This window comes from Bradyrhizobium sp. IC3123, from assembly GCF_020193625.1.
In the GTDB taxonomy this organism is placed as follows: domain Bacteria; phylum Pseudomonadota; class Alphaproteobacteria; order Rhizobiales; family Xanthobacteraceae; genus Bradyrhizobium; species Bradyrhizobium yuanmingense.
Map to the genome: position 1 here is coordinate 312652 of NZ_JADYVF010000006.1, position 23972 is coordinate 336623.

The 23972-nt window shown below is 66.0% G+C and carries 21 protein-coding genes; 11 read left to right on the forward strand and 10 right to left on the reverse strand.

Features of this window, described 5'->3' with window-relative positions:
• The first annotated feature begins 36 nt into the window (after window positions 1-36).
• The 4 genes from I6F20_RS22075 to I6F20_RS22090 are packed head-to-tail and all read left to right on the forward strand — an operon-like array spanning window position 37 to window position 3361.
• Window positions 37-552: a winged helix-turn-helix transcriptional regulator gene (locus I6F20_RS22075; RefSeq protein WP_225127806.1), complete on the forward strand. Its 516-nt coding sequence runs from the start codon at window positions 37-39 to the stop codon at window positions 550-552.
• A gap of 1 nt (window position 553) precedes the next feature.
• Window positions 554-1816, forward strand: coding sequence for a beta-ketoacyl-ACP synthase II (fabF, locus tag I6F20_RS22080; protein ID WP_225127807.1), 1263 nt, complete (start codon window positions 554-556; stop codon window positions 1814-1816).
• Window positions 1817-1860: 44 nt separating this feature from the next.
• Entirely contained in the window at window positions 1861-2493 is a 633-nt protein-coding gene (locus I6F20_RS22085; protein ID WP_225127808.1) for a LysE family translocator, read from the forward strand.
• A complete protein-coding gene (locus I6F20_RS22090) occupies window positions 2486-3361 on the forward strand; it encodes an alpha/beta fold hydrolase (protein ID WP_225127809.1) in 876 nt (291 codons plus the stop codon). Before I6F20_RS22085 ends, I6F20_RS22090 begins: the two co-directional genes overlap by 8 nt.
• Here I6F20_RS22090 and I6F20_RS22095 read toward each other — a convergent pair.
• The 3 genes from I6F20_RS22095 to I6F20_RS22105 form a co-directional block, all read right to left on the reverse strand.
• Complete coding sequence (locus tag I6F20_RS22095) at window positions 3358-4242, reverse strand: 4-(cytidine 5'-diphospho)-2-C-methyl-D-erythritol kinase (RefSeq protein ID WP_225127811.1); 885 nt, start codon at window positions 4240-4242, stop codon at window positions 3358-3360. The two genes, I6F20_RS22090 and I6F20_RS22095, sit on opposite strands and share 4 nt — an antisense overlap.
• 84 nt (window positions 4243-4326) lie before the next feature.
• Complete coding sequence (locus I6F20_RS22100; RefSeq protein ID WP_225127813.1) at window positions 4327-6123, reverse strand: tetratricopeptide repeat protein; 1797 nt, start codon at window positions 6121-6123, stop codon at window positions 4327-4329.
• Window positions 6124-6410: 287 nt separating this feature from the next.
• Window positions 6411-8072 (reverse strand): electron transfer flavoprotein-ubiquinone oxidoreductase, encoded by a 1662-nt coding sequence (locus I6F20_RS22105; protein ID WP_109144973.1) that lies wholly within the window; start codon window positions 8070-8072, stop codon window positions 6411-6413.
• Window positions 8073-8207: 135 nt separating this feature from the next.
• Here I6F20_RS22105 and I6F20_RS22110 point away from each other — a divergent pair, with 135 nt between their 5' ends.
• Window positions 8208-9023 carry a uracil-DNA glycosylase gene (locus I6F20_RS22110; RefSeq protein ID WP_036006353.1) on the forward strand — a complete coding sequence of 272 codons (816 nt, stop codon included), beginning with the start codon at window positions 8208-8210 and terminating at the stop codon, window positions 9021-9023.
• 122 nt (window positions 9024-9145) lie between these two features.
• Here the strand turns inward: I6F20_RS22110 and I6F20_RS22115 are convergent, their stop codons facing one another.
• The 4 genes from I6F20_RS22115 to I6F20_RS22130 form a co-directional block, all read right to left on the reverse strand.
• Window positions 9146-10654, reverse strand: coding sequence for a glycosyltransferase family 39 protein (locus I6F20_RS22115; protein WP_225114535.1), 1509 nt, complete (start codon window positions 10652-10654; stop codon window positions 9146-9148).
• A gap of 245 nt (window positions 10655-10899) precedes the next feature.
• On the reverse strand, window positions 10900-11757 hold the full coding sequence (gene rnhB / locus I6F20_RS22120; RefSeq protein ID WP_036006346.1) for a ribonuclease HII: 858 nt from the start codon (window positions 11755-11757) through the stop codon (window positions 10900-10902).
• 77 nt (window positions 11758-11834) lie between these two features.
• On the reverse strand, window positions 11835-12290 hold the full coding sequence (locus I6F20_RS22125; RefSeq protein WP_225127815.1) for a VOC family protein: 456 nt from the start codon (window positions 12288-12290) through the stop codon (window positions 11835-11837).
• Between the two features lie 24 nt (window positions 12291-12314).
• A complete protein-coding gene (locus I6F20_RS22130; RefSeq protein ID WP_225114537.1) occupies window positions 12315-13478 on the reverse strand; it encodes a PA0069 family radical SAM protein in 1164 nt (387 codons plus the stop codon).
• Window positions 13479-13688: 210 nt separating this feature from the next.
• Here I6F20_RS22130 and I6F20_RS22135 point away from each other — a divergent pair, with 210 nt between their 5' ends.
• Together I6F20_RS22135 and I6F20_RS22140 are read left to right on the forward strand one after the other, a co-directional pair.
• On the forward strand, window positions 13689-16103 hold the full coding sequence (locus tag I6F20_RS22135) for a phosphoketolase family protein (RefSeq protein WP_225127817.1): 2415 nt from the start codon (window positions 13689-13691) through the stop codon (window positions 16101-16103).
• A 2-nt stretch (window positions 16104-16105) separates the two neighbouring features.
• A complete protein-coding gene (locus tag I6F20_RS22140) occupies window positions 16106-17278 on the forward strand; it encodes an acetate/propionate family kinase (protein WP_225127820.1) in 1173 nt (390 codons plus the stop codon).
• 88 nt (window positions 17279-17366) lie between these two features.
• Here I6F20_RS22140 and I6F20_RS22145 read toward each other — a convergent pair whose 3' ends face one another.
• Entirely contained in the window at window positions 17367-18209 is an 843-nt protein-coding gene (locus I6F20_RS22145) for an RMD1 family protein (RefSeq protein ID WP_036024879.1), read from the reverse strand.
• 252 nt (window positions 18210-18461) lie between these two features.
• Here I6F20_RS22145 and I6F20_RS22150 point away from each other — a divergent pair, with 252 nt between their 5' ends.
• Together I6F20_RS22150 and I6F20_RS22155 are read left to right on the forward strand one after the other, a co-directional pair.
• Entirely contained in the window at window positions 18462-19037 is a 576-nt protein-coding gene (locus I6F20_RS22150; RefSeq protein ID WP_225127822.1) for a glycosyltransferase, read from the forward strand.
• A gap of 63 nt (window positions 19038-19100) precedes the next feature.
• A complete protein-coding gene (locus tag I6F20_RS22155) occupies window positions 19101-20060 on the forward strand; it encodes a bifunctional helix-turn-helix transcriptional regulator/GNAT family N-acetyltransferase (RefSeq protein ID WP_225114541.1) in 960 nt (319 codons plus the stop codon).
• 191 nt (window positions 20061-20251) lie between these two features.
• On the opposite strand, the gene moaB is transcribed toward I6F20_RS22155, so the two are convergent.
• Window positions 20252-20815, reverse strand: coding sequence for a molybdenum cofactor biosynthesis protein B (gene moaB, locus I6F20_RS22160; RefSeq protein ID WP_036037229.1), 564 nt, complete (start codon window positions 20813-20815; stop codon window positions 20252-20254).
• A 35-nt stretch (window positions 20816-20850) separates the two neighbouring features.
• Window positions 20851-21792 carry a KPN_02809 family neutral zinc metallopeptidase gene (gene ypfJ, locus I6F20_RS22165; RefSeq protein ID WP_036006315.1) on the reverse strand — a complete coding sequence of 314 codons (942 nt, stop codon included), beginning with the start codon at window positions 21790-21792 and terminating at the stop codon, window positions 20851-20853.
• A 418-nt stretch (window positions 21793-22210) separates the two neighbouring features.
• On the opposite strand from ypfJ, the gene I6F20_RS22170 reads away from it, so the two are divergent.
• The gene (locus I6F20_RS22170) at window positions 22211-23341 is read left to right on the forward strand and encodes a site-specific DNA-methyltransferase (RefSeq protein WP_036024862.1); all 1131 of its coding nucleotides are present in this window, start codon (window positions 22211-22213) and stop codon (window positions 23339-23341) included.
• Window positions 23342-23531: 190 nt separating this feature from the next.
• The gene (locus I6F20_RS22175; RefSeq protein ID WP_225127826.1) at window positions 23532-23858 is read left to right on the forward strand and encodes a hypothetical protein; all 327 of its coding nucleotides are present in this window, start codon (window positions 23532-23534) and stop codon (window positions 23856-23858) included.
• Window positions 23859-23972 lie beyond the last annotated feature (114 nt).

The following is a 23972-nucleotide window of genomic DNA, read 5'->3' on the forward strand; positions in this document are numbered from 1 at the left end:
CTTGCATTTTGAAAGTGACTGACCTACCTTGCCGCCATGCAACCCAAATCCCCATCCATCCTCGAATGCCCCGTCGGCCGCGCCGTGGAGACGGTCGGCGAATGGTGGAGCATCCTGATTCTGCGCGATGCGTTTCAGGGGGCGACGAAGTTCGACGAGTTCTCGCAAGGCCTCGGCATTGCGCCGAACATCCTGTCGCGGCGGCTCTCGCATCTCACCGAAAGCGGCATGTTCGTGCGTCGCCGCTATCAGGAGCGCCCGCCGCGCTACGAATATGTGCTGACGGACAAGGCGCAGGATTTCTTCCCCGTGATCGCTACGCTGCTCGCCTGGGGCAACAAGCATCTGGCGCCGAAAGGCGAATCCATCCTGCTGGCGAGCCGGAGCGAGGTCCGCCCGCTCGAGCCGATTGTGGTCGATGCCGCCGATAAGCGCCCGATCACGCTGGCCAATGCGGTCGTCGTCGCAGGTCCCCGCGCCAGCCGCGGCATGCGCGCACGGCTCGCTTCGCTCAAGGCCATGAACCCGGCCGTCGCGCCGGCTGGAGACTGACATGCGTCGTATCGTCGTGACGGGAATGGGCGCGGTGTCGCCGCTTGGCTGCGGCGTCGAATTGACGTGGCGGCGGCTGCTCGCCGGGCAAAGCGGGCTGCGCCCGTTGCCGGAATGGGCAGAGGCGCTGCCGGCGCGCATCGCAGGTCTCGTGCCCGACAAGGCCGATGATGCCGAAGGCGGTTTTGATCCGGCGCAGGCTGCCGCGCCCAAGGATCAGCGCAAGATGGACCGCTTCATCCTGTTCGCGCTGCTCGCGACGGCAGAAGCCGTCGCGCAAGCCAAATGGACACCGCAGGATGCTGGCGCGCTCGAGCGCACCGCGACGATCATCGCCTCTGGCGTCGGCGGCTTTCCCGCCATGGCGGAGGCGGTGCGCATCACCGCGCAACGCGGCGCGCGCCGGCTGTCGCCGTTCACGATCCCCTCGTTCCTCGCCAATCTCGCCGCCGGCCACGTCTCGATCAAGTACGGCTACAAGGGCGCGCTGGGCGCGCCGGTCACGGCCTGCGCCGCCGGCGTGCAGGCGATCGGCGATGCCGCGCGCATGATCCGATCAGGCGAAGCTGACGTTGCGATCTGCGGCGGCGCGGAGGCCTGCATCGATATCGTCAGCCTCGGCGGCTTTGCGGCCGCGCGCGCGCTGTCGAGCGGCTTCAACGACGAGCCCGCGCGCGCCTCGCGTCCGTTCGATCGCAACCGCGACGGTTTCGTGATGGGCGAAGGCGCCGGCATCCTGGTGATCGAGGCGCTGGAGCATGCGCAGGCGCGCGGCGCGACGCCGATCGCCGAGATTGTCGGCTACGGCACGACCGCGGACGCCTATCACATGACCTCGGGGCCGCCGGATGGCGATGGTGCCCGCCGCGCCATGGAGATCGCGCTTCGGCAGGCCAAGCTTGCGCCCGCGGATGTGCAGCACCTGAACGCGCACGCGACCTCGACACCGGCCGGCGACGAAAGCGAGCTAGGCGCCATCGGCGCGCTGTTCGGCCGCAACTGCGGCATTGCCGTGAGCGCGACCAAATCGGCCACGGGTCACCTGCTCGGCGCCGCCGGCGGGCTGGAAGCGGTTTTCACCGTGCTCGCGTTGCGCGACCAGATCGCGCCGCCCACGCTCAATCTCGAAAACCCCGATGCGGGCGCTGAAGGCATCGATATTGTCGCAGGTAGCGCGCGGCCGATGCCGATGCAGCATGCCATCTCCAACGGGTTCGGCTTCGGCGGGGTCAATGCCAGCGTGATCTTGCGCCGGCTGGGCTAAGCAAGAGGTCTTGCAATCGCCGCCGGCTTCGCTACGAAAACGGCATGATCGAAACGAATTTCTGGCTGCTCCTGGCCGCAGCTCTCCTCATTGCCGCCGTTCCCGGCCCTGGCATTTTTTACGTCGCGGCGCGAACCTTGTCGGAGGGGCGTGGCAGCGGCTTCGCCTCGACCGCGGGCACGGCGCTGGGCGGACTGGTTCATGTGGTCGCGGGCAGCCTCGGCATCTCCGCCATCATCCTGGCCAGCGCGGAGTTGTTTGCCGCCGTGAAATTCGTCGGCGCGCTCTATCTGGTCTGGCTCGGCATCAAGACGTTTCGCAGCGCCGGCAACAACCTGTCGCTCGGGAGCGAGCCGATCGGCGACAAGCGCGCGTTTCACGACGGCGTGCTGGTCGAAGCGCTCAATCCGAAGACCGCGGCATTCTTCCTCGCCTTCATTCCACAGTTTCTCGATCCGTCGGACTCGAACCCGACGCTGCAATTCATCCTGCTCGGTGCGATCTCCGTGGCCCTGAACACGCTCGCCGATGTCGTGGTGGTGCTGATGGCCTCCGCGACGCGCGCGCAGCTGACCGGACGGCCGCTTCTGATGCGTCGCCTCACGCAGGGCTCCGGCGTCTTCATCGCGGGCCTCGGCCTCTCGCTCGCCCTGGCGCGGCGGCCGGCCAATGGCTAGCGCCCCGCAAAGCCGCTTCTATGAATCGCACGGCCTGCGGCTGCACTACGCCGACTGGGGCAACGAGGGCGCACCCACCGCCATCCTGGTGCACGGCGGCCGCGATCATTGCCGCAGCTGGGATCACATCGCGCGCTCGCTGCAACCGCATTTTCGCGTCGTTGCGCCCGATCTCCGTGGTCACGGCGATTCCGACTGGACGAAAGGCGGCAGCTACGCACTCACCGAATATGTCTACGATGTCGCGCAGCTGGTTCGCACCTTAGCCACGTCTCAGGTCACCCTGATCGGCCATTCCATGGGTGGCATGGTGAGCCTGATCTTTTCGGGCGCATTCCCCGAACAGGTCACGAGGCTCGTCGTCCTCGACGGCGTGACCATGTTGCCGGACGTACCGAAGCCGCCGGCGCATGAGCGCATCGGCAGATGGGTCGGCCAGCTCGACAAGCTCCACGACCGCACCCCGCGCCGCTATCCGAGCCTCGAGGACGCGGCCGCGCAGATGGTGCTTCACAACAAGCGCCTGTCACGGGACCTCGCGCTGCATCTCGCCAGGCATGGCGCGCGGCAGAACGAGGACGGCAGCTACAGCTGGAAATTCGATCCCTATCAGCGCGCCTCCGCGCCACATCGGCTCTGGCCCGACGATCACATCGAGCTGTGGTCGCGGATCACGTGCCCGACGCTGCTGCTCAATGCCGGCGAAAGCTTTCTAGCGGGCGCTCGCTCCGCCGGCCTGGAGCGATACTTCCAGAACGCGCGCGTTAAGACTATTGCCGGGGCGGGACACTGGCTGCAGCACGACAAGCCGCAGGAGGTGTTGGGTGAGATCCGGCGGTTTCTCGAGCTCAACGAGGACGAAGGCTAGCTCAACGTGCCCGCATGCACCCACCAGCCGGGGTGATCGCGCCGGATCGTTTCGGCCGCGGCATGTGCCTCCTCAGATGCGCCGTAGATCGCAAAGCACGTCGCGCCCGAGCCGGACATGCGGGCGAGCTTGACGCCGGCGGAATCGCGCAAGGCGTCCAGCACCTCGCCGATCACAGGCTCGATCCGCAGCGCGGGCGCTTCGAGATCGTTGGCGACGGTCTCGAGAACCTCGACCCAATCGGAAATCGAGGCGCCTTCGCCGGGCCAGGCCGGTGCGCGGATGACGTCGGTGACGCCGACCAGGAGCTCGCCGTTGCGCAGGCCCAGCGCCTGGAACACGTCCTTGGTGGCAACAGGCATGCGCGGATTGACCATGACGCAAGGCATGCTCGGCATCGCGAGCGGCAGCAGCTGCTCGCCGACGCCGGTCATGTCGCAGGCGCGCGAGAGGAGGCACACCGGCACGTCGGCGCCGGTTGCGAGCGCGACCTTCTGAATGCGGGGATCATCGAGCGACAGATCGTTGAGACGCGCCAGGAGCCGCAGCGCGGCCGCGGCATCCGCCGAGCCGCCGCCGATGCCGGCTGCAACGGGGAGCACCTTGTCGAGCGCGAAGGCGCCCAGCTGCAGGCCAGGGATCGCCTCGGCAAGGAGCTTGGCGGCCTTGAGCACGAGATTGTCGGCTGTGTCGCCGCAGGCGGCAGCCAGCGGCCCAGTCGTGGTGAGCTTCAGCTCCCCGCCCGGCTCCAAGGTGAGCCGGTCGGCGCAGTCGGCAAACGCGACCACGCTTTCGAGATCATGATAACCATCGGCACGACGGCCGACGACGCGAAGGCTCAAATTGACCTTCGCCCGTCCCTCTTCAATCAACGCCGACATTGGCGATCAGCCCCCGAGACTCACTTGTTTGCGCATGATCTGATCGGAAAACCGCTCCACACTTTTCCGGATCATGCGCCTAGCTTAGCCGCCCTTGCCGTCGTCCTTCTTCTTTTCGGCCTGCGCCGCAGAAGAGTTCGAATTGTCGTCGGGAAGGCCGTTGGCGATCTTGGCCTCGATCTTCGGCAGCTCTTCCGGCTCGGGCTTGAGATCGCGCGCATGCGACCACTGGAATTTTGCCTCCAGCGTGCGGCCGACGCGCCAATAGGCGTCGCCGAGGTGGTCGTTGATGGTCGGATCCTCGGGCTTGAGATCGATCGCGCGTTCGAGGTTCTTCACTGCCTCCTCGAAATTGCCGATGCGGTAATAGGCCCAGCCGAGGGAATCGACGATGTAGCCGTCGTCGGGACGCTGCTCGACGGCCCGCTTGATCATCTTCATGCCTTCGTCGAGATTCACGCCCTGGTCGATCCAGGAATAGCCGAGATAGTTGAGGACGTGCGGCTGATCGGGCTGCAGCTCCAGCGCCTTCTTCATGTCGGCCTCGGCCTTGGCCCATTGCTTGGAGCGCTCCTGGCAGATGCCGCGATAATAGTACCAGACGCTGTTGGCCTTGTCGTTGCCGGGCGGCAGCACCTCGATGCCTCGTGAATAGGTCGCGCCGCAATCGCCGAACCGCTTGCGGCCGCGCTCGATGTTGCCGAGCGCCATGATGGCTTCGAGGTCCTTGGGATCCTCCGAGGTGACGCCCTTGAGGATCTTGATCGCCTCGTCGGTGCGGTCGGCGGAATCGAGATCGATGGCGAGCTGAATTTGCGCGTTGCGCTTGAGCGGCGAGTTGGCGGGCACGCGCTCGTAGACCTTGATCGCCATCTTCGGCCGCTTGACCGATTCGTAGAGATCGGCGAGCGACAGCAGTGCCAGCGGATGCGTCGGCTGCAGGTAGAGCGAGAGCTGGAGATAGACCAGCGCCAGATCCTCGCCACCGCGGCGGGTCAGCGTCGCGCCGATGCCGTAGAGCGCTTCGGCGGCGCCGGCCTGCGCGGAATCGACCAGCGGCGGCATCTTCTTGCCGGCCTTGGTTTCGCGCAGGCCTTCCTGGATCAGCGGATGGCGTGCCAGCTTCTTGTCAAAGGCCTGGTAGATATTGGTCGCCGCGGCGGAATCCTTGTTGCGCGACAGCCAGCGCGCATAGGCCTCGGTCACGCGCAGCATGGAATCGTCGAGCTTGTAGGCGCGCTCGAAGCGCGTGCCGGCGTCCTTCTCCTTGCCGGAGAGCTCCAGGATCATGCCGGTGTGGAGATCCTTGAACAGCGGATACCATTCCGGACCTGTCAGCTTGTCGATGGTGGCGACACCACCCTTGGCATCGCCCGCACCATAGGCGGCCCAGCCCGACAGCAGCGTGGCGACGAGATCGGTGATCGGACCACGGATCGACTGGTTGATGTTGGTCTGCGCCGCGACGTACTTCTTCAGCTTGAGATCGTGCACGCCGACGACGAGACGTGCGACGCGGTTGGTCTTGTCGATGGTGAGGATGCGCTCGGCGAGCTTGACCGCCTCCTCGATGTCGCCGTCGGCGACCGACGAGATGAAGGCACGGTCGAGCAGCTCGTTGTTCTTGGGATCGGTGCGGAGCGCCGAACGGTAGAATGCGGCGGCCGAGGTCGCGTCGCGCTCAACGCTAGCATGGCGGGCGGCGAGATAGCTGCCGGCGCCGGTGAGCGACTTCAGATCGTTTCGCGTCGGAAATTGCGCCGCCGTGTTTTCCGGATGATCCGGCGTCTGCGCCAGGACCGCGCTGGGGACCGTCGCGATCGCGGTGCCCATGAGGGCGATGGCGGCAGCAGTCCAGCGGTTGAAACGATTTGAAAACATCAGGGCTCGCCTTGAGTTGGGTGGTGCCTGGGTTTGCAGCAGAAGACCGTATCGCAAGCGAACGCGGCCGGTGACATCCGGGCCCGGAACCGTCAGGCCGACAATGCCGCTTTTGGCGCTTCGCCGCAAGGATTCGGACCCGGGAAGATCCCCTCCGCACGCCCAAACCGGCCCATTGAAACCGCGCCAGCGCCCCAAGACGCCGCCACTATGGCCTTATCGTGGCCGCGGCGGGTCGCCGCAGCCCCGTCCTCACGGGAACGTGCGCCTGGTCACCTGCGATGTCCTCACATCGCCTCGTAGTTCGGGCCGCCGCCGCCCTCCGGGGGAACCCAGGTGATGTTACCGTTGGGATCCTTCACGTCGCAGGTCTTGCAGTGGACGCAGTTCTGGGCGTTGATCTGGAAGCGCGGGCCGGAGCCCTCCTCGATCCATTCATAGACGCCAGCCGGGCAATAGCGGTTCGAGGGGCCGGCATAGACGTCGTGCTCGGACGTCTTCTGGAGGTTCATGTCCGTGACCTTCAGATGGATCGGCTGGTCCTCCTCGTGATTGGTGTTGGACAAAAACACCGAGGACAGCTTGTCGAACGTGATCTTGCCGTCGGGCTTCGGGTAGTTCCTGGGCGCGTGGCTCTTGGCCGAATCGAGCGTGGCGCGGTCGGGCTTGACGTGCGACTGCGTGCCAAACAGTGAGGCGCCGAACAGCGTATTGCACCACATGTCGAAGCCGCCCAGCGCGACGCCGAGCACGGTGCCGAACTTCGACCACAATGGCTTGACGTTGCGGACCAGGAACAGGTCCTTGCCGACCGATGAGGAACGCCAGGCGTTCTCGTATTCGACGAGCTCGTCATTGGCGCGGTCGGCGGCGAGCGCGGCCGCAACATGTTCGGCAGCCAGCATGCCGGTGCCCATCGCATTGTGCACGCCCTTGATGCGCGGCACGTTGACGAAGCCGGCCGCGCAGCCGATCAGCGCGCCGCCGGGGAAGCTCAGCTTCGGCACCGACTGATAGCCACCCTCGGTGATCGCGCGCGCGCCGTAGGCGAGCCGCTTGGCGCCTTCGAAGGTGCCGCGGATCGAGGGATGGGTCTTGAAGCGCTGGAATTCGTCGAATGGGGACAGATAGGGATCGTCGTAGTTCAGATGCACGACGAAGCCGACGGCGACGAGATTGTCGTCGTAGTGATAAAGGAACGAGCCGCCACCGGTCTTGAGGTCAAGCGGCCAGCCGAATGAATGCTGGATCAAGCCCTTCTGGTGCTTGGCGGGATCGATCTGCCAGACCTCCTTGAGGCCGATGCCGAACTTCGGCGGCTCGCTCTTGGCGTCGAGCGCGAACTTGTTGATGAGCTGCTTGGTCAGGCTGCCGCGGGCGCCTTCGGCGAACAGCGTGTACTTGCCGAGCAATTCCATGCCGCGGGTGAAGGAATCCTTCGGCTTGCCGTCGCGGCCGATGCCCATGTCGCCGGTGGCGATGCCCTTGACCTTGCCCTCCTCGTCATAGAGCACCTCGGCCGCCGCAAAGCCCGGATAGATCTCGACGCCAAGCGCCTCGGCCTTGCGCGCCAGCCAGCGGCAGACATTGCCGAGCGAGCCGATGTAGCAGTGATGATTGTTCATCAGCGGCGGCATCATGAAATTCGGCAGCTTGATCGCGCCGCCGCCGGTCATCCAGTAGAAGCGGTCGTCCTTGACCTGCGTCTTCAGCGGGCAGTCGGCATCCTCGCGCCAGTCCGGGATCAGCTTGTCGAGGCCCGCGGGATCGATCACGGCGCCCGAGAGGATGTGCGCACCAACCTCGGAGCCCTTCTCCACCACGACGACGTTGAGCTCGGCGTTGAGCTGCTTGAGCCGGATCGCGGCCGACAGACCCGACGGGCCGGCGCCGACGATGACGACGTCGAATTCCATGGATTCGCGCGGGGGAAGTTCTTCGGTGCTCATCTGATCTCAGCCCTTGAGACGGTCCTTGGTCGTTTGCGCCCTCTTGTTTCCGATTTTTCCGGGTAGGACAACCTCGGAATCGCGTTCCGCCGGGATGCAAGGCCGCCCAAGGTGATATAAAAGTCAGACTTTGCCATGATCCCCGAACCCGCACCCACCGTCCGAGAGCTGCTCGCCTTCTATCTGGAGGCCGGTGTCGACTGCACGCTCGCGGAGGAACCGATAGACCGCCTGGCGGAAATCGATGCGCCGCCACCCAGCCCGCGCGCGGCCCCGCCAGCCGAAGCGCCGCGGCCGGTCGCCGCGCCCGCGGTCATGCGCGGCGAAGCCGCGCCTGCACCGGACGTCGCCATCGCCTCGGCACGCGAAGCCGCACGCACCGCGCCGACCCTGGAGGCGCTGCGCGAGCTGATGCAAAATTTCGAGGGCTGCGCGTTGAAGCACACCGCGACGCGACTCGTGTTCGCCGACGGCAACCCGCAGGCGCGCATCATGTTCGTCGGCGAGGCGCCGGGCCGCGACGAGGACATCGAGGGACTGCCCTTCGTCGGGCGCAGCGGCAAGCTGCTCGATCTGATGTTAGGGGCCATCGGCCTCAACCGCACCACCGCCTACATCGCCAACGTCATTCCCTGGCGGCCGCCCGGCAACCGCACGCCGACGCCGCAGGAGACGCAAATCTGCCTGCCCTTCATCCAGCGCCAGATCGAGCTGGTGAACCCCGACGTGCTGGTGACGCTCGGCAATCCTTCGACGCAGACGCTGCTGTCGACGCGCGAAGGCATCATGCGCACGCGCGGGCGCTGGTTCGACTACGACACCGGCCAGCGCGTGATCCGCGCGCTGCCGACGTTTCACCCGGCCTATCTCTTGCGCTCGCCGGCCTACAAGCGGCTGGCCTGGCAGGATCTGCGGGCGATTGCGAAGGCGCTGGCGCAGGGCGCCGTGTAACGACGCCCACGCCGTCATTCCGGGGCTCGCGAAGCGAGAGCCCGGAATCCATCGAGCGGCAGAGTTGGTGGATGAATGGATTCCGGGCTCGCGGCTTCGCCGCGCCCCGGAATGACACCGACCTACGTCCCCTTCGGCCGCACGATGGCCCAGCCGATGCGCAACAGCTGCTGGCGGCCGGTCACCAGCCATTCGAAGGCGCGCGGGACTTCCGGCACGATGCCGGGAAAGCGCTTGAGGATCTCCGGCGGCGGCGTGCCCGCGGTATCGGAGGCGCGCCAGACCACGACGCCGCCGGTCTCGCTGAACTTGGTCTGGCTCATCCACGGCGTCCGCGCGGGGGCGGCGTCGATGAACAAATGCGGCCGGCCGGAATGCAGCGCGATCAGGCTAGCGAGCTGGGTCTCGCCGGCGACGGCGCGCAGGCGATGGTTGGTGCGGCGGGCGAAGCTCTCGTCGAAGAAGTCCGAGATCGCGCGCGCCGGCATCGAGGTCGCAATTTCGCTAGTGCCCGTCCAGGGCAGGAACAGGACGGCAAGCACCACGCCGGCGGCGGGCGCGGCAACGGCGGCGGCCCAGACCATGCGGAGCATGCGCGCGCGGCGCATCGCGATGAGATCGCCGGCCGCGACGACCACGGCAAGCCCCGACATGATCAACACGACGCCGGGGCCGCCGACGACGGAATCGAGCCCCAGCAGGCCGGAGATCAGCACTGCGCCGAGCGGCAGAGCGAACGCGAAGAAATAGACGAAGTTGCGCGCGAGCGGCTCGACCGGCGGGCGGTAGATGATCGGTGGCTCCTCGCCCTTGCCGGCGAACATTCCGGTGTTGAGAAAGGTCAGCGCCGGGATCGCAGCCGCCCCCAGCACGAGGCCACCGAGCAGCCAGGCCGCATGCAGCGCGCGGGCGTTGAGCTCGGCGACTGGCGGCAAGTCCGGCAGCGCCAGCGTCTCGGCCCGCATCAGAAAGACCGCATAGGGCAGCGCCAGCACGGCGACGACGATCAGCGCGAACAGCGGATCGAGCCCGCGCAGCGTCCGGCGGCCGCCGGCGGTCGTAACCGCGAAGACGACGATCAGCAGCAGCAGGAAGACCGCGGCGGGCGTCGTCAGCAGCAGGAGGCCGGCTTCGATCGACCAGGCGAACCAGGCATTACCGCGGCGCTGGCCGATGATCTGCCAGGAGTGCAGCAGCAAGAGCGCCCAGAGCGGCCGTGCCAGGATCAGCGGACCGAAGTCCAGCGCGGACGAGGAGAAGGCCAGCACCGTCATGGTCAGGAGCACGGCGAGCACCGCCTGCTGCGAGCCGACCACGGCACGGGAAAGATGATAGAGCGCGACGAAGGTCGCGATCTCGCAGAGCTGGGCGAGCACATAGACGCCGAGCATGTGGCCGCCGGCGGCGCGATAGGCGATGTCGGCGAGCCAGATGGCAAGCGGTGGGCCGAGATCGGTGCCGACCTGGTATTCCCTGCCGAAGGCCAGAAGGGTCGCGAGATTGCCGGGCGGGCTGCGGTAGAACACCAGCGCCACGAACAGCCACATCGCGGCCTGCAGCAGCACCGCAATCCAAACGATCAGCCGCGGCCGGGCGCGAATGAGCTCGATGACCAGGGAGGTAAACCGCATGCAACGTCCGAAGGTGCAGCCAACCCGTCCAGCCGGCCCTATTCGCTCACGTCTGTTTTGATAAAGGGCGTCACGGGTTGTGGCAACCGCCGCAGTTCGTCATGCCCGGGCTTGTCCCGCCTGCGCGGCCGAAGCCGCTTCGGCGCGGCGAAGGCCCGGGCATCCACGTTCTTCGTGCCGCTGGTAAGACGTGGGTGGCCGGGTCAAGCCCGGCCATGACGGATGGGAAAGCTGTAGGAGGATCGCTAGAGATTTACGGAAGCGTCGATCTCGACGCTCGCCTCCACCTGCACCTCGACGTCAGTCACCGAGAACAGGTCCTGCACCGGCTCGACGGTCCAGGGCATGTGCTTGGCGCGGGCGGCGGCGACGGGAGCGAAGAAGCTGCGGTGGTGGATGGAAGGGCCGAGGCGATCAAGCGCGTCGAGATGCTCGGGGACGGCATAGCCCTTGTGCTGCTCGAAGCCGTAGCCCGGGCAGTCCTGCGCCAGTGCGCACATCAACCGATCCCGGGTGACCTTGGCGACGATGGAGGCCGCGGCGATCGAGAGCACGATACCGTCGCCGCCGATCACGGCCTCGCAGTCGCATGCGGTGTCGAGCCGGTCGCGGCCGTCGACGAAGACGTGCCTGGGCGCCTCGGGCAGGGCCACCACGGCGCGCTTCAGCGCCCACAGCGAGGCGCGCAGGATGTTGTCGCGGTCGATTCGCGCCGGCGAGGCGACGGCGACCGAGACCTGCGCGGTGGCGCAGATCTTGTCGAACAGCTTTTCGCGCTCCTCGGCGGTCAGGCGCTTGGAATCGTCGATGCCGCGGGGAATCCGGTCGGGATCGAGAATCACCGCGGCGGCCACCACGGGGCCTGCGAGCGGGCCGCGGCCAGCCTCGTCGCAGCCCGCGACCGGCCAGACGCCGCGCTTGATCAGCGCGCGCTCGCGGCGGAAGCTCGGGGGAGCAACGGCGATGATGCCCTTCTTGCCGGCAGGAACCTTCGCCGCATCGGCCGCAGAGATCTTTGCCGCCTTGGCGGGCACAGCCTTCGGCGCGGCCTTTTTCTTCGGCGCGGCTTTGGCTGGGGTCTTGGCGGAGGGGTCCCGAATCATGGCCGGGATCGTGCGCCAGGGGGCTTCGCCAGCGCAACCGGGAACCCAGGATATTCCCGTTATTCAGGCCAGCCGCCCTACTCCGCCAGATGCACCCGCCGGTCCTCGCCCACCTCGATGCCGGGTGCGACCACGACTTCCCAGACATGTGCATCGGGATCGGCAAAATAGCCGCAATAGCCGCCGTAATCGGTCGCGTGCGCCGCCTTCAGCAAGGTGGCCCCCTTCTCCACGGCGAAGGCCAGCACCTCGTCGACCTCCTCGCGGGTCGCGCAATTCCAGGCGAGCGTCATGCCGCGAAAGGTCGTGGGCCTCGGCTGGTCCTCCAAGGACGCGTCTGCGGCGAGCCGATCCCAGTGATAAAGCGCGAGCACCGGACCGCCGGTGTCGTAGAACGCAACCGCCTCGCCGGTCTCCTTCAGCCGGCGCGAGAAACCGAGCGCGTCGTAGAAGGCGATGCTGGCGCGGATGTCGTTCACACCGAGCGTGATGACGGTCAGCCGCGGCACCGGCACGGTGAGTTCCTTGAGCATGCGACACCTCTTGCACGTGTCCGCTCAAAACAGGCTGAGCTGATCACCGTTCCGCTTCGGCCGCGCAAAGTGATCAATGGTCAGCTTGGAGCGCCGCTTGTTGAGGCCGAGCCTCTCGCAGGCGATCTCGAAGCGGCGGCCGATGGTCCAGGCCATCGGTCCGGTGCCCTTCATCCGCTCGCCCCATTTGGCGTCGTAGTCGCGCCCGCCGCGCATGTCTCGGATCAGGGTGAAGACGTGACGATAGCGGTCCGGATAGTTCGCCATCAGCCATTCGCGGAAGAGATCGCGCACCTCCAGTGGCAGCCGCAGCAGCACATAGGCAGCCTCCTTGACCCCGGCATGGGCGGCGGCGTCGAGGATGCGCTCGATCTCGGAATCGTTCAGCGCAGGGATCACGGGCGCGACCATCACCGTGGTGGGAATGCCGGCGTCCGAGAGCTGCTTCAGCGCCTCCAGCCGTTTCGGCGGCGTCGAGGCCCGCGGCTCCATCGTGCGCGCCAGCTTCGGATCGAGCGAGGTGACCGAGATCGCGACCTTGGCGAGGTTGCGCTTGGCCATCCGCTGGAGAATGTCGATGTCGCGCAGCACCAGCGCCGACTTGGTGACGATGCCGACGGGATGCCCTGCGCGCTCCAGCACTTCCAAAATGCCGCGCATGATTTTGCGCTCGCGCTCGATCGGCTGGTAGGGATCGGTGTTGGTGCCGATCGCGATCATCCGCGGCTCGTAGCCGGGAGCCGCAAGCTCCTTCTCGAGCAGCGAAGGCGCCTCGGGCTTCACGAACAGTTTTGACTCGAAGTCGAGCCCCGGCGACAGACCGAGATAGGCGTGGGTCGGCCGCGCGAAGCAATAGACGCAGCCGTGCTCGCAGCCGCGATAGGGATTGATCGAGCGGTCGAAACCGATGTCGGGGGAATCGTTGCGTGTGATCACCTTGCGCGAGGTGTCGACGGCGACACTCGTCTTGAACGGCGGCAGCTCGTCCAGGCTCTGCCAGCCGTCGTCGAAAGCGACCCGCGCCTCGGCCTCGTAACGGCCGCTGGCGTTGGACTGCGCGCCCCGCCCTCGCCGTCGCGCGCGGTCGATGGCGACGCCAAGCTCGGGGAAATCTGAAGGCGCACCCGCCGGCTCGGAGGGCGCCGTGACCGGCGGGTGCTTGAGAGCATGAGAGGATGCTGGACTCATGCAGCCAAGATAGCACGACATAGGAACAAATCAAGAACACAAACCAAAAACGTGAAAACAACCCCATGCACAGTAGAGCTGCCCAAACTTCGCGCGCCTGCCTTTGACCTCACGCAACACGGCCGTCACGACCATCCCGTTTCATGCCCGACGGATCGATCGCCCCGGAACCGGGTTGGTGACGATCGCGAAGTGAAGGTCGGCAGGAACATGACAATCCAACAAAAAACGGCCGAAGCGAGCAGCGACCTCGATCTGCTAGATCGCTATTGGCGCGCCGCCAACTACCTCTCGGTCGGGCAAATCTACCTGCTCGACAATCCGCTGCTGCGCGAGCCGCTGCGGCCCGAGCACATCAAGCCGCGTCTGCTCGGACATTGGGGCACGACGCCGGGGCTGAACTTCATCTATGCCCATCTCAACCGCGTCATCCGCGCGCTCGATGTCAGCGTGATCTATGTCTGCGGTCCCGGCCATGGCGGTCCGGGCATGGTCGCCAACACCTATCTCGAAGGCAGCTACAGCGAGATCTATCCCGATATTGCGCGCGACGCGGACGGATTGCGCAAGCTGTTTCGGCAGTTCTCCTTCCCCGGCGGCATCCCGAGCCACGCGGCGCCGGAAACGCCGGGCTCGATCCACGAGGGCGGCGAGCTCGGCTATGCGCTGGTGCACGCCTATGGCGCCGCATTCGACAACCCGGATTTGATTGTCGCCTGCGTGGTCGGCGACGGCGAGGCCGAGACCGGCCCGCTCGCTGCGTCCTGGCACTCCAACAAGTTCCTGAACCCCGCCCATGACGGCGCAGTGCTGCCGATCCTGCATCTCAACGGCTACAAGATCGCGGGCCCCACCGTGCTCGGGCGGATGCAGGACGCGGAGATCCGCGACCTCTTCCGCGGGTTCGGCCATGAGCCGCTGTTCGTCAGCGGCGACGATCCCAAATTGATGCACCAGGCCATGGCCGATGCGCTCGACGTTGCATTCGCCAGCATCCGCTCGATCCAGCAGCATGCCCGCGACGGCCGCACAACCGTCGAGCGGCCGCGCTGGCCGATGATCGTGCTGCGCAGCCCCAAGGGCTGGACCGGCCCGAAGGAGGTCGACGGCAAGAAGGTGGAGGGCTTCTGGCGCGCGCATCAGGTGCCAGTCGCAGGCTGCCGCGAGAACCCGGAGCATCTCAAGGTGCTCGAAGACTGGATGCGCAGTTACGAGCCGGAAAAGCTGTTCGATGGCAACGGCGCGCTCGTTGCCGAGCTTCAGGCGCTTGCGCCCGAAGGCGTCAGGCGCATGGGCGCCAATCCGCATGCCAATGGCGGCGTGCTGAAGAAGGAGCTGAAGCTGCCCGACTTCCGCAGCTTCGCGATCGAGGTGACGCAGCCCGGCGAAGTCGTTGCGGAAGCGACGCGCGAGCTCGGCAAATTCCTGCGCGATGTCATCCGCCTCAACGCGAAGGAGCGCAACTTCCGCATCATGGGCCCGGACGAGACGGCATCGAACCGGCTAGATGCCGTGTTCGAGGCCACCGAACGCGTCTGGATGGAGCCGACCGAGCCTTACGACGTGCACCTCGCCCAGGACGGCCGCGTGATGGAGGTGCTGAGCGAGCATCTCTGCCAAGGCTGGCTGGAGGGCTACCTGCTCACCGGACGGCACGGCTTCTTCTCCTGCTACGAGGCCTTCATCCACATCGTGGATTCCATGTTCAACCAACACGCCAAATGGCTGAAGGTGACGCGGGAGCTGCCGTGGCGGCGTCCGATCGCCTCGCTCAATTATCTGCTGACCTCGCATGTCTGGCGCCAGGACCATAACGGCTTCAGCCATCAGGACCCCGGTTTCGTCGATCTCGTCGCCAACAAGAAGGCCGACATCGTCCGCATCTACTTCCCGCCGGATGCCAACACGCTGCTCTGGATCGCCGACCACTGCCTGCGCACCTATAACCGCATCAACGTAATCGTCGCCGGCAAGCAGCCGGCGCCGCAATGGCTGTCGATGCAGGACGCGGCGACGCATTGCGATGCCGGCATCGGCATCTGGACCTGGGCGGGCACGGAGGACGGAAAGGGCGAGCCCGACGTCGTCATGGCCTGCGCCGGCGACGTGCCGACGCTGGAGACGCTCGCTGCCGTCGACCTCCTACGCAAGGCGCTGCCGGACTTGAAGATCCGCGTCGTCAACGTCGTCGACCTCATGACGCTGCAGCCGAGGGAGCAGCATCCGCACGGCCTGTCCGACCGCGACTTCGACAGCCTGTTCACGCGCGACAAGCCTGTGATCTTTGCCTATCACGGCTATCCCTATCTCATTCACCGGCTGACCTATAATCGCACCAACCATGCCGGCATGCATGTACGCGGCTTTGCCGAGGAGGGCACCACGACGACGCCCTTCGACATGGTCGTGCTCAACGAACTCGACCGCTACCACCTCGCGATCGAGGCGATCGAACGGGTGCCGGGACTGGCGACCAAGGCCGCTCAGGTGAAGCAGCAATTCCGCGACAGGCTGATCGAACACTCCCGTTATGTCCGCGAGCACGGTGAAGACATGCCTGAGATTCGTGACTGGGTCTGGCAAAACAGCGCCGGCGGCAACACGCCGGCCGAGGCCGGCGATTAGCGATGTCGGACACGGTCCTCGTCCTCAACGCGGGATCGTCGAGCATCAAGTTCGGCCTGTTCGATGTCGCGGCGGCCGAGCCTGCCCTGCTCTGCAAGGGCCTGCTCGACGAGCACGAGGCCAAACCCCGGCTCGTGGTGAAGGGCCCCACGGGCGAAGACTTGTTCGAGACAAGCAATCAGGCGCCTGACGGAGCCCGCGGCCATCTGTTCGCGGACGTGCTCACCTTCATCGAGGACCGGTTCGGTGGACGCAGCCTGCGGGCCATCGGCCATCGCATCGTCCACGGCGGGCCGGATTATTCAGGCCCGGAGGTCCTGACAGACGACATCATTGCGAAACTGGAGGCCTTGACGCCGCTGGCGCCGCTGCACCAGCCGCGCTGCCTCGCGCCGGTGCGCACACTGGCGGCGATCCGGCCCGGGCTGACGCAGATCGCGTGTTTCGACACCGCCTTCCATCACGGCCTCGCGCCGCCGGCGAGCCGCTTCGCCATTCCCCGGCGATTCGAGGCGCGTGGCGTCAGGCGGTACGGCTTTCACGGCCTCTCGTTCGAATATGTCGCGGGACGCCTGGCCGAGATCGCGCCGGAGCTCGTGGCCAAGCGCACTGTCATCGCGCATCTCGGCAATGGCGCCAGCCTCTGCGCCCTGCGCGATGGCCACAGCATCGACACCACGATGGGGCTGACGCCGCTCGACGGCCTCGTGATGGGCACGCGTTGCGGTGCGATCGATCCGGGCGTGCTGCTCTATCTGCAACAGCACGAGAACATGTCGATCGAGGATGTCCAGCACCTGCTCTATCACGAGTCAGGCCTCTTCGGCGTCTCCGGCTTGTCTGCGGACATGCGCACGCTGCTGGCGAGCCGCGAGGCCGCGGCGCGTGAAGCCGTGGATCTCTTCACCTTCCGTGCGGCGCAGCAGGTCGCGATGATGGCGGCCACGCTCGGCGGCCTGGACTGCCTGATCTTCACCGGCGGCATCGGCGAGCATGCCAAGGAGATCCGCGGCGCGATCGGCGAGCGTCTCTCCTGGATGGGCGTGCGCATCGACGCAGCACGCAACGATGCCGCGCGCGAGCGCATCAACGGCAGCGGCAGCATGGTCGAGGTCTTCGTCATTCCCACCAACGAAGAGATGATGATCGCGCGCCATTGCGCGGCTCTGATCTAGGGCGTTATCCCGTTGCGAAAACACCCTCTCCGCAAGCTGGAGAGGGAGTGCACTTACGTTATAGCAATCAAACCTGATCTCATCATGCTTAGTGACCGCGGCCGGTCAGGAGCTGAAAAGTCCCCATCGCGACCTCGATCAGGATCAGCACCACGACGGCGATCTCCAGGCGGAGCGAGCGCTGGGTGTCGATGATATCGGTCAGCGCGTTGGCGGTCTCCGACACCGCGGCAAGCTTGCGCTCGAGCGTGTCGAGGCGCTCCTTCAGTTCGTATTCGTCCTCCAGGCGCGAATAGAGCCGGTCGAGCTCGGGCTTCTCCCAGAGCACGTCGGGCTTCTCGGCGACGGCGACGCGGCCGGCGACCCGCTGCTGCACCAGCAGCGCGTTGCCGATCAATTGCAGGATACCCTTGCGCCGTTGCGGCGTGCGACCGCGCTCGGCGAGCTCCCGTGCAAACGGCTCGATGACGTCGAACACCGCGGCGACGCGCCGCTCGTCGCGCGCCAGCGACGTGCTCTTGGCGAGTGCGTCCGCAACCAGCAGCAGCCGGTCGTCGGAGAACTTGGCGAGGCAGATCGGCCCGCCCGGCTGGATCGTCTCGCCGGCTTCCTCGTTGCAGAGCTGCGCCTGCGCGATCTCCTCCTCGTAGGGGCTGAACTCTCCGGTCACGCGCGATCTCAGGTTGTCGACGAGGACCTTCTCCTCCGACGGCAACAGCCCGATCAGCACGACGACGCCGTAGCGAAAGATCACGGCAAGGCCGGCATGAACGCGGAAGGCGGCCGGCGTCGAGGACACCAGCGTGCCGATCTCGAGGCCAGACGCGTTGATGCGGTCGCCCAGCATCAGCGCCCGGATCCGCAAGGTCGGCGCGGCCTCCTGCTTCGGCGATGTTGGCGCGGTGCCAACGGCGAGGTGATCGGCGTTCATGCAAGGTCTCTCCCGGGCAGCGAAACGTCGCCACGAAGCATTCGGGGTTAATACCGTCAGGATCGGCTTGTGCCGAAACATTCGGCAATATTACCAGCCGCGCCTGGCACATCTGGCCGCGATGAACTCGCGGCAGTTTACCATCGCACGCCGAAGCCCCTTCCGAAAGTTGCACTCGGCAGCGCGACGGGTTTATGACAACATCATGCAACGCTACGCTTCTCCCGAAGTGCGGAAACTGAAGCCTCAATCATGCTGAGCGTCATCATTCCGACCGAAGGTGTCGAGCAGACGGCGGTCGCAACCCTGGCCGCGCTGGTGCCCGGCGCCACAGCCGGCGTAATCCGGGAAGTGCTTCTGGTCGACGGCACGCGCAACGGCGTTATCGAGCGCGTTGCCGACGTCGCGGGCTGCCGTTTCATCGGCTTCGAAGGGCATTCGCAAGGCGCTGCGCTCGCTGCCGGCGCGCGCCAGGCCCGATCGCCCTGGCTGATGTTCCTGCCTGCCGGCGCTGTGCTGGAAACCGGCTGGATCGAGGAAACCACCCAGTTCATCCAGGCCGTCGCCACCAGCGGCCGGGATCGTGCCGCGGTGTTCCGCTATGCCCGTTCGCCTTACGCAAATACCGCAGTGCGCGACGTCCTCTGGGCGGTGGCGCGCAGGCTCGTCGGTCCTCTCGGCGATCAAGGGCTGCTGATCGCGCGCGATCATTACGACCGGATCGGCGGCTACCCGCCCCACGCCCGGCATTCCGAGGCACGGCTGCTCCGCCGGCTCGGCCGGTCGTCCCGGACCATGCTGCGCAGCCGGATTGTCATGGTCGGCTGAAGCGCCGAGATACTTGCCAATGTCAAATAATTAATTGACAATGGCAAATATCGAGGTGATCCCATGCTATCGAAAGCTTTGCCGTCAAGCGCCGTGGCCGAACAGGCTGCCGACGACCACGTCGCAGCGGTTCGCGCCTTCAACCGCTTCTACACCCGCAAGCTCGGTGTGCTCGACCAGCACCTCGGCAAGAGTCCATTCTCGCTCAGCGAGGCGCGGGTGCTCTACGAGCTCGCCCATCGCGACGACCTTGCCGCAAAAGAGATCGGACACGAGCTCGGTCTCGATCCCGGCTATCTCAGCCGCATCGTCCAGAGCTTCGACGAGAAGGGGCTGATCACGCGAAAGCCGCTGCCCCTGGACCGCAGGCAGTACCAGCTCAGCCTGACCGCCAAAGGCCGGCAGGCTTTCGCCAAGCTGAACCTGAACTCGCAAAACGAGGTCGCCGCGATGCTGGCTCAGCTTTCGCCTGGCGATGCGACCCGGCTCACGCAGGCGATGGCCACGATCGAGGCCGTGCTGGAGCAACGCCGAAGCCCGCCCGCTTCTTTCATGCTGCGCAGCCATCGCGTCGGCGACATGGGCTGGGTGATCTCCCGACAGGGCGCCGCCTATGCTGCGGACTACAATTGGGACATCAGTTACGAGGCGCTGGTCGCCGAGATCTGCGCACAGTTCATCAGGAATTACGACGCCGCGCGCGAGCACTGCTGGATCGCGGAGGTCGGTGGCGAGCCGGTCGGCTCGGTGTTCCTGGTCAAGGCCACGGACGAGATCGCCAAACTGCGCCTGTTGCAGGTGGAGAAGAAAGCACGGGGCCTCGGCGTCGGCCGCGCCCTCGTCGAGCAATGCATCCAGGGCGCCCGCGAGCGCGGCTACGGCAAGATGACGCTGTGGACGCAGAGCATTTTGGTGGCTGCGCGCGGGATTTATCAAAGCGCGGGATTCAAGCTGGTCGCGACGGAGCCGCATCACAGCTTCGGTGCCGACCTGGTCGGCGAGACGTGGGAGCTGGATCTCTGATCTCGCAGCGAGCGAGATGCGCGTTGCTGCGCCCTCTCCCCTTGCGGGAGAGGGCATGTCAACTAGCAAACGCAAGCTCGCTTGGGTGAGGGGTATGTCTCCACAAGCATTGGTGCGCGCGGAGAGAACCCCTCATCCGGCGCTTCGCGCCACCTTCTCCCACAAGGGGAGAAGGGAAGAAAAGCAAGAACTCACACCGTCGCGCCTTGCGCCTTTGGCCGGCGCAGATGCTCGTCCAGCCGCGGCATGATCTCGACAAAGTTGCAGGGGCGCGTGCGGTAGTCGAGCTGAGCTGCGAGGATGCCGTCCCAGCCGTCGCGGCAGGCGCCGGGCGAGCCCGGCAGGCAGAAGATGTAGGTTGCGCCCGCGACGCCCGCGGTGGCGCGACTCTGGATCGTCGACGCCCCGATCTTGGCGTGGCTCAGCATGTGGAAGGCGATCGAAAAGCCGTCCATGCGCTTCTCGAACAGCGGCTCGATCGCCTCGGGCGTGACGTCGCGCCCGGTAAAGCCGGTGCCGCCGGTGGTGATGACGACGTCGATGCCGCTATCGGCGATCCAGCGGCGGATCACGGCGCGGATCGCCTCGACATCATCGGTGACGATCTCGCGCGCGGCGAGATGATGACCCGCAGCGGTGAGACGATCGGCGAGGGTCTGACCGGACTTGTCGTCCGCAAGCGCGCGCGTGTCGGACACCGTGAGCACCGCAATGTTGAGCGGGATGAATTGTTTGGATTCGTCGATGGAGGCCATTCTTCACCCTCGCTCGTCGTTCCGGGGCTGACGCGTTACAACGCCCCCGCACCGAACGTGTTGCAGGCCTGGACCGTGCCCTGCTGGTACCCGATCATGAACCATTGCTTGCGCTGCGCCGCCGAGCCGTGGGTGAAGGAGTCGGGTACCACACGGCCGGTGGCCTGGCGTTGCAGCGTGTCGTCGCCGATCGCGCTTGCCGTGGTCAGCGCGGCCTCGATGTCGCCGGGCTCGAGGAAGTTCGGACGCTTCTTCGCCTCACGGTTGACCCAGACGCCGGACAGACAATCGGCCTGCAACTCCACCTTGACCTGGAGCGCATTGGCCTCGGCCTTCGAGCCGACCTGCTGCTGCAGCCGCGTCACGCGCGGAATGATGCCGAGCAGGTTCTGGATGTGATGGCCGACCTCGTGCGCGATGATGTAGGCGGTGGTGAAATTGCACGCCGACTTGCCGGAGCAGCCGCGAAAGCGGGTCTCGACCTCGCGGAAGAAGGCGGTGTCGAGGAAGATGGTCCGATCGGGCGGACAATAGAACGGCCCCATGGCCGACTGCGCCATGCCGCAGCGGCCGCCATTGGTGGCGTTGCGGAACAGCACGATCTTCGGACCGGTGTACGACTGGCCGTTGGCCTGGAAGATCTCGCTCCAGCGATCGTCGAGCTCGCCGAGGATGCCGGAGATCATGCTGCCCATCTCGTCGGTCGGCGCGCCGCGCTTGCCGGAGGAGGCCTGACGATCGGTCTGATAGGTCGGCGCATGGCCGCCGCCGGAGAGGATCTCGGCGCCGCCGATCAGGATGCGGGGATCGATGCCGAAGGCGTAGCCGACCAGGCCGAGGATGATGATGGTGCCGATGCCAAGCCCGCCACCGCCCATCGGCAGGCCGAACCCGCCGCCTCCGCCTCCGCCAAAGCCACCACCTTCGTCGCGACGATCCTCGATGTCGTCGCTGCGGCGGAAGTCATCGTAGCGCATGGCGGCCTTTCCTCTGGGGTCCCTGATTTAAGTTTCGACGGCGCACAGAAACGCGAAAGCTCAACGCGCCACATACGTAAAATTTCCGTTGCTTTTATCAATATCGTGGCCGGCAAAAATTGCCTAGTGCGACAGCCTGTCGATGCCAGCAAATTTTTCCGAGGGCCGAGCAGTTTTTTCCGAGAGAAATTTACAGCCTTTTTCCCGCCACGATCGATCCCGCGAGCCGCGCAATCGCGAAATACACTGTAAAACAAGGCGAATGCGCGCAACAATTTGTGCGCGAACGATCATGCGGGGAGTGCTCACGAAAGCGGCGGGTTAAGTCGATTTTTACTTTGCCCCTTCAATGTAACGGGCAGTCGGTTGTTTGGTCCCGCGTCGCCGACAGCGTCGCCTGAGTCAGAGTTCTTGAGTCATGGTAGAGTCGCGTCGCGGGGCGTCTGCAAGGGCGCCCCGCACAAATTTTGAGTCCCCTTCGCATCGCATCATCGTCGGTGATTGCGTCGCCGAGATGTCGAAGCTGCAGGCAGGCAGCGTCGACCTGGTGTTCGCCGATCCGCCCTACAATCTGCAGCTCAAGGGCGACCTCAAGCGTCCCGACGAATCCCATGTCGATGCCGTCAACGACGACTGGGACAAGTTCGATTCGTTTGCCGCCTACGACGACTTCACCCGCGCCTGGCTGCTCGCCGCACGCCGCGCCATGAAGCCGTCGGCGACGATCTGGGTGATCGGCTCCTATCACAACATCTTCCGCGTCGGCGCCATCATGCAGGACCTCGGCTTCTGGCTGCTGAACGACATCGTCTGGCGCAAGACCAATCCGATGCCGAATTTCCGCGGCCGCCGCTTCACCAACGCGCACGAAACCATGATCTGGGCCGCGCGTGACGAAAAAGCCAAGGGCTACACGTTCAACTACGAGGCGCTGAAAGCGGCCAACGAGGACGTGCAGGCGCGGTCCGACTGGCTGATCCCGCTCTGCACCGGCGAGGAGCGCCTCAAGGGCGCCGACGGCAAGAAAGTGCATCCGACGCAGAAGCCGGAAGGCCTGCTGGCGCGCGTGCTGCTGTCCTCGTCCAAGCCCGGCGATCTCGTCATCGACCCGTTCAACGGCACCGGCACCACCGGCGCGGTCGCCAAGCGCCTCGGCCGCTCCTATGTCGGCTTCGAGCGCGACAAGACCTACGCCAAGGCGGCCGAGGCGCGCATCGCCAAGGTCGAACCGTTGCCGGAAGAAAGCCTTGCCCCGTTCATGACCGCGCGCGAGGCGCCGCGCGTTGCGTTCTCCGAGCTGATCGAGCGCGGCATGATCATGCCCGGCACCAAGCTGTTCGACGCCAAGAAGAAGTTAGGGGCGCTGGTGCGCGCCGACGGCGCCATCATGCTTGGCGACAAGGTCGGCTCGATCCACCGGATCGGCGCGGTGGCGCAAGGCGCGCAGGCCTGCAACGGCTGGACCTTCTGGCACGTCGAGACCAGGAAGGGCCTCAAGCTGATCGACGAGCTGCGCGCCGAGATCCGCGCGGGAATGGCGGCGGAGTAGCTTTCCCACCGTCATTCCGGGGCTCGCGAAGCGAGAACCCGGAATCCATCGAGCCACGTCCCATGCCGCCCAATGGATTCCGGGCTCGCGCCAAGAGGCGCGCCCCGGAATGACAGCGGCGTGAGTTGAAAGCCGCGCCAACCAGGACTAGATTCGCCCGACTAGCCCCCTCCTGATCGGTTGGGCTGCCATGCGACGACAGTCCGAGACATTACTGCTGGTGCCGCTGCTGCCGATCTTCCTGATCGGCATGTTTCCGATGTTCCTGATCGCGCTGCTCGGATTCTTCGGCCTGGCGCTGTTCGGTGTGCTCGTGATCTGCGTCGGGCTCGCCAGCAGCAACGAGGCGCACGATACTTTCAACCACGACGTCATCGTTCACGGCTATGCGCGCGGGTCGGAGCGCGCGGCGCGGGCCTCGGACATGCATCTCGCCGCGCGGCTCGGCCTGCGGCTGGAAGCCGTGGGCGCGGCCATGGTCGTTGCGGCGGCAATCGGCCTCTATTACGCCGCCTGATCTGCGTACCGCGCAGACACCGCCCGGCAAACTCGCCGGTTGCTCTCTCGGGCGAGGTTCAGGCAAGACAGGCTCGCCCAACGACGCCGCGGCCGCGCGCGGCAATATAGACAC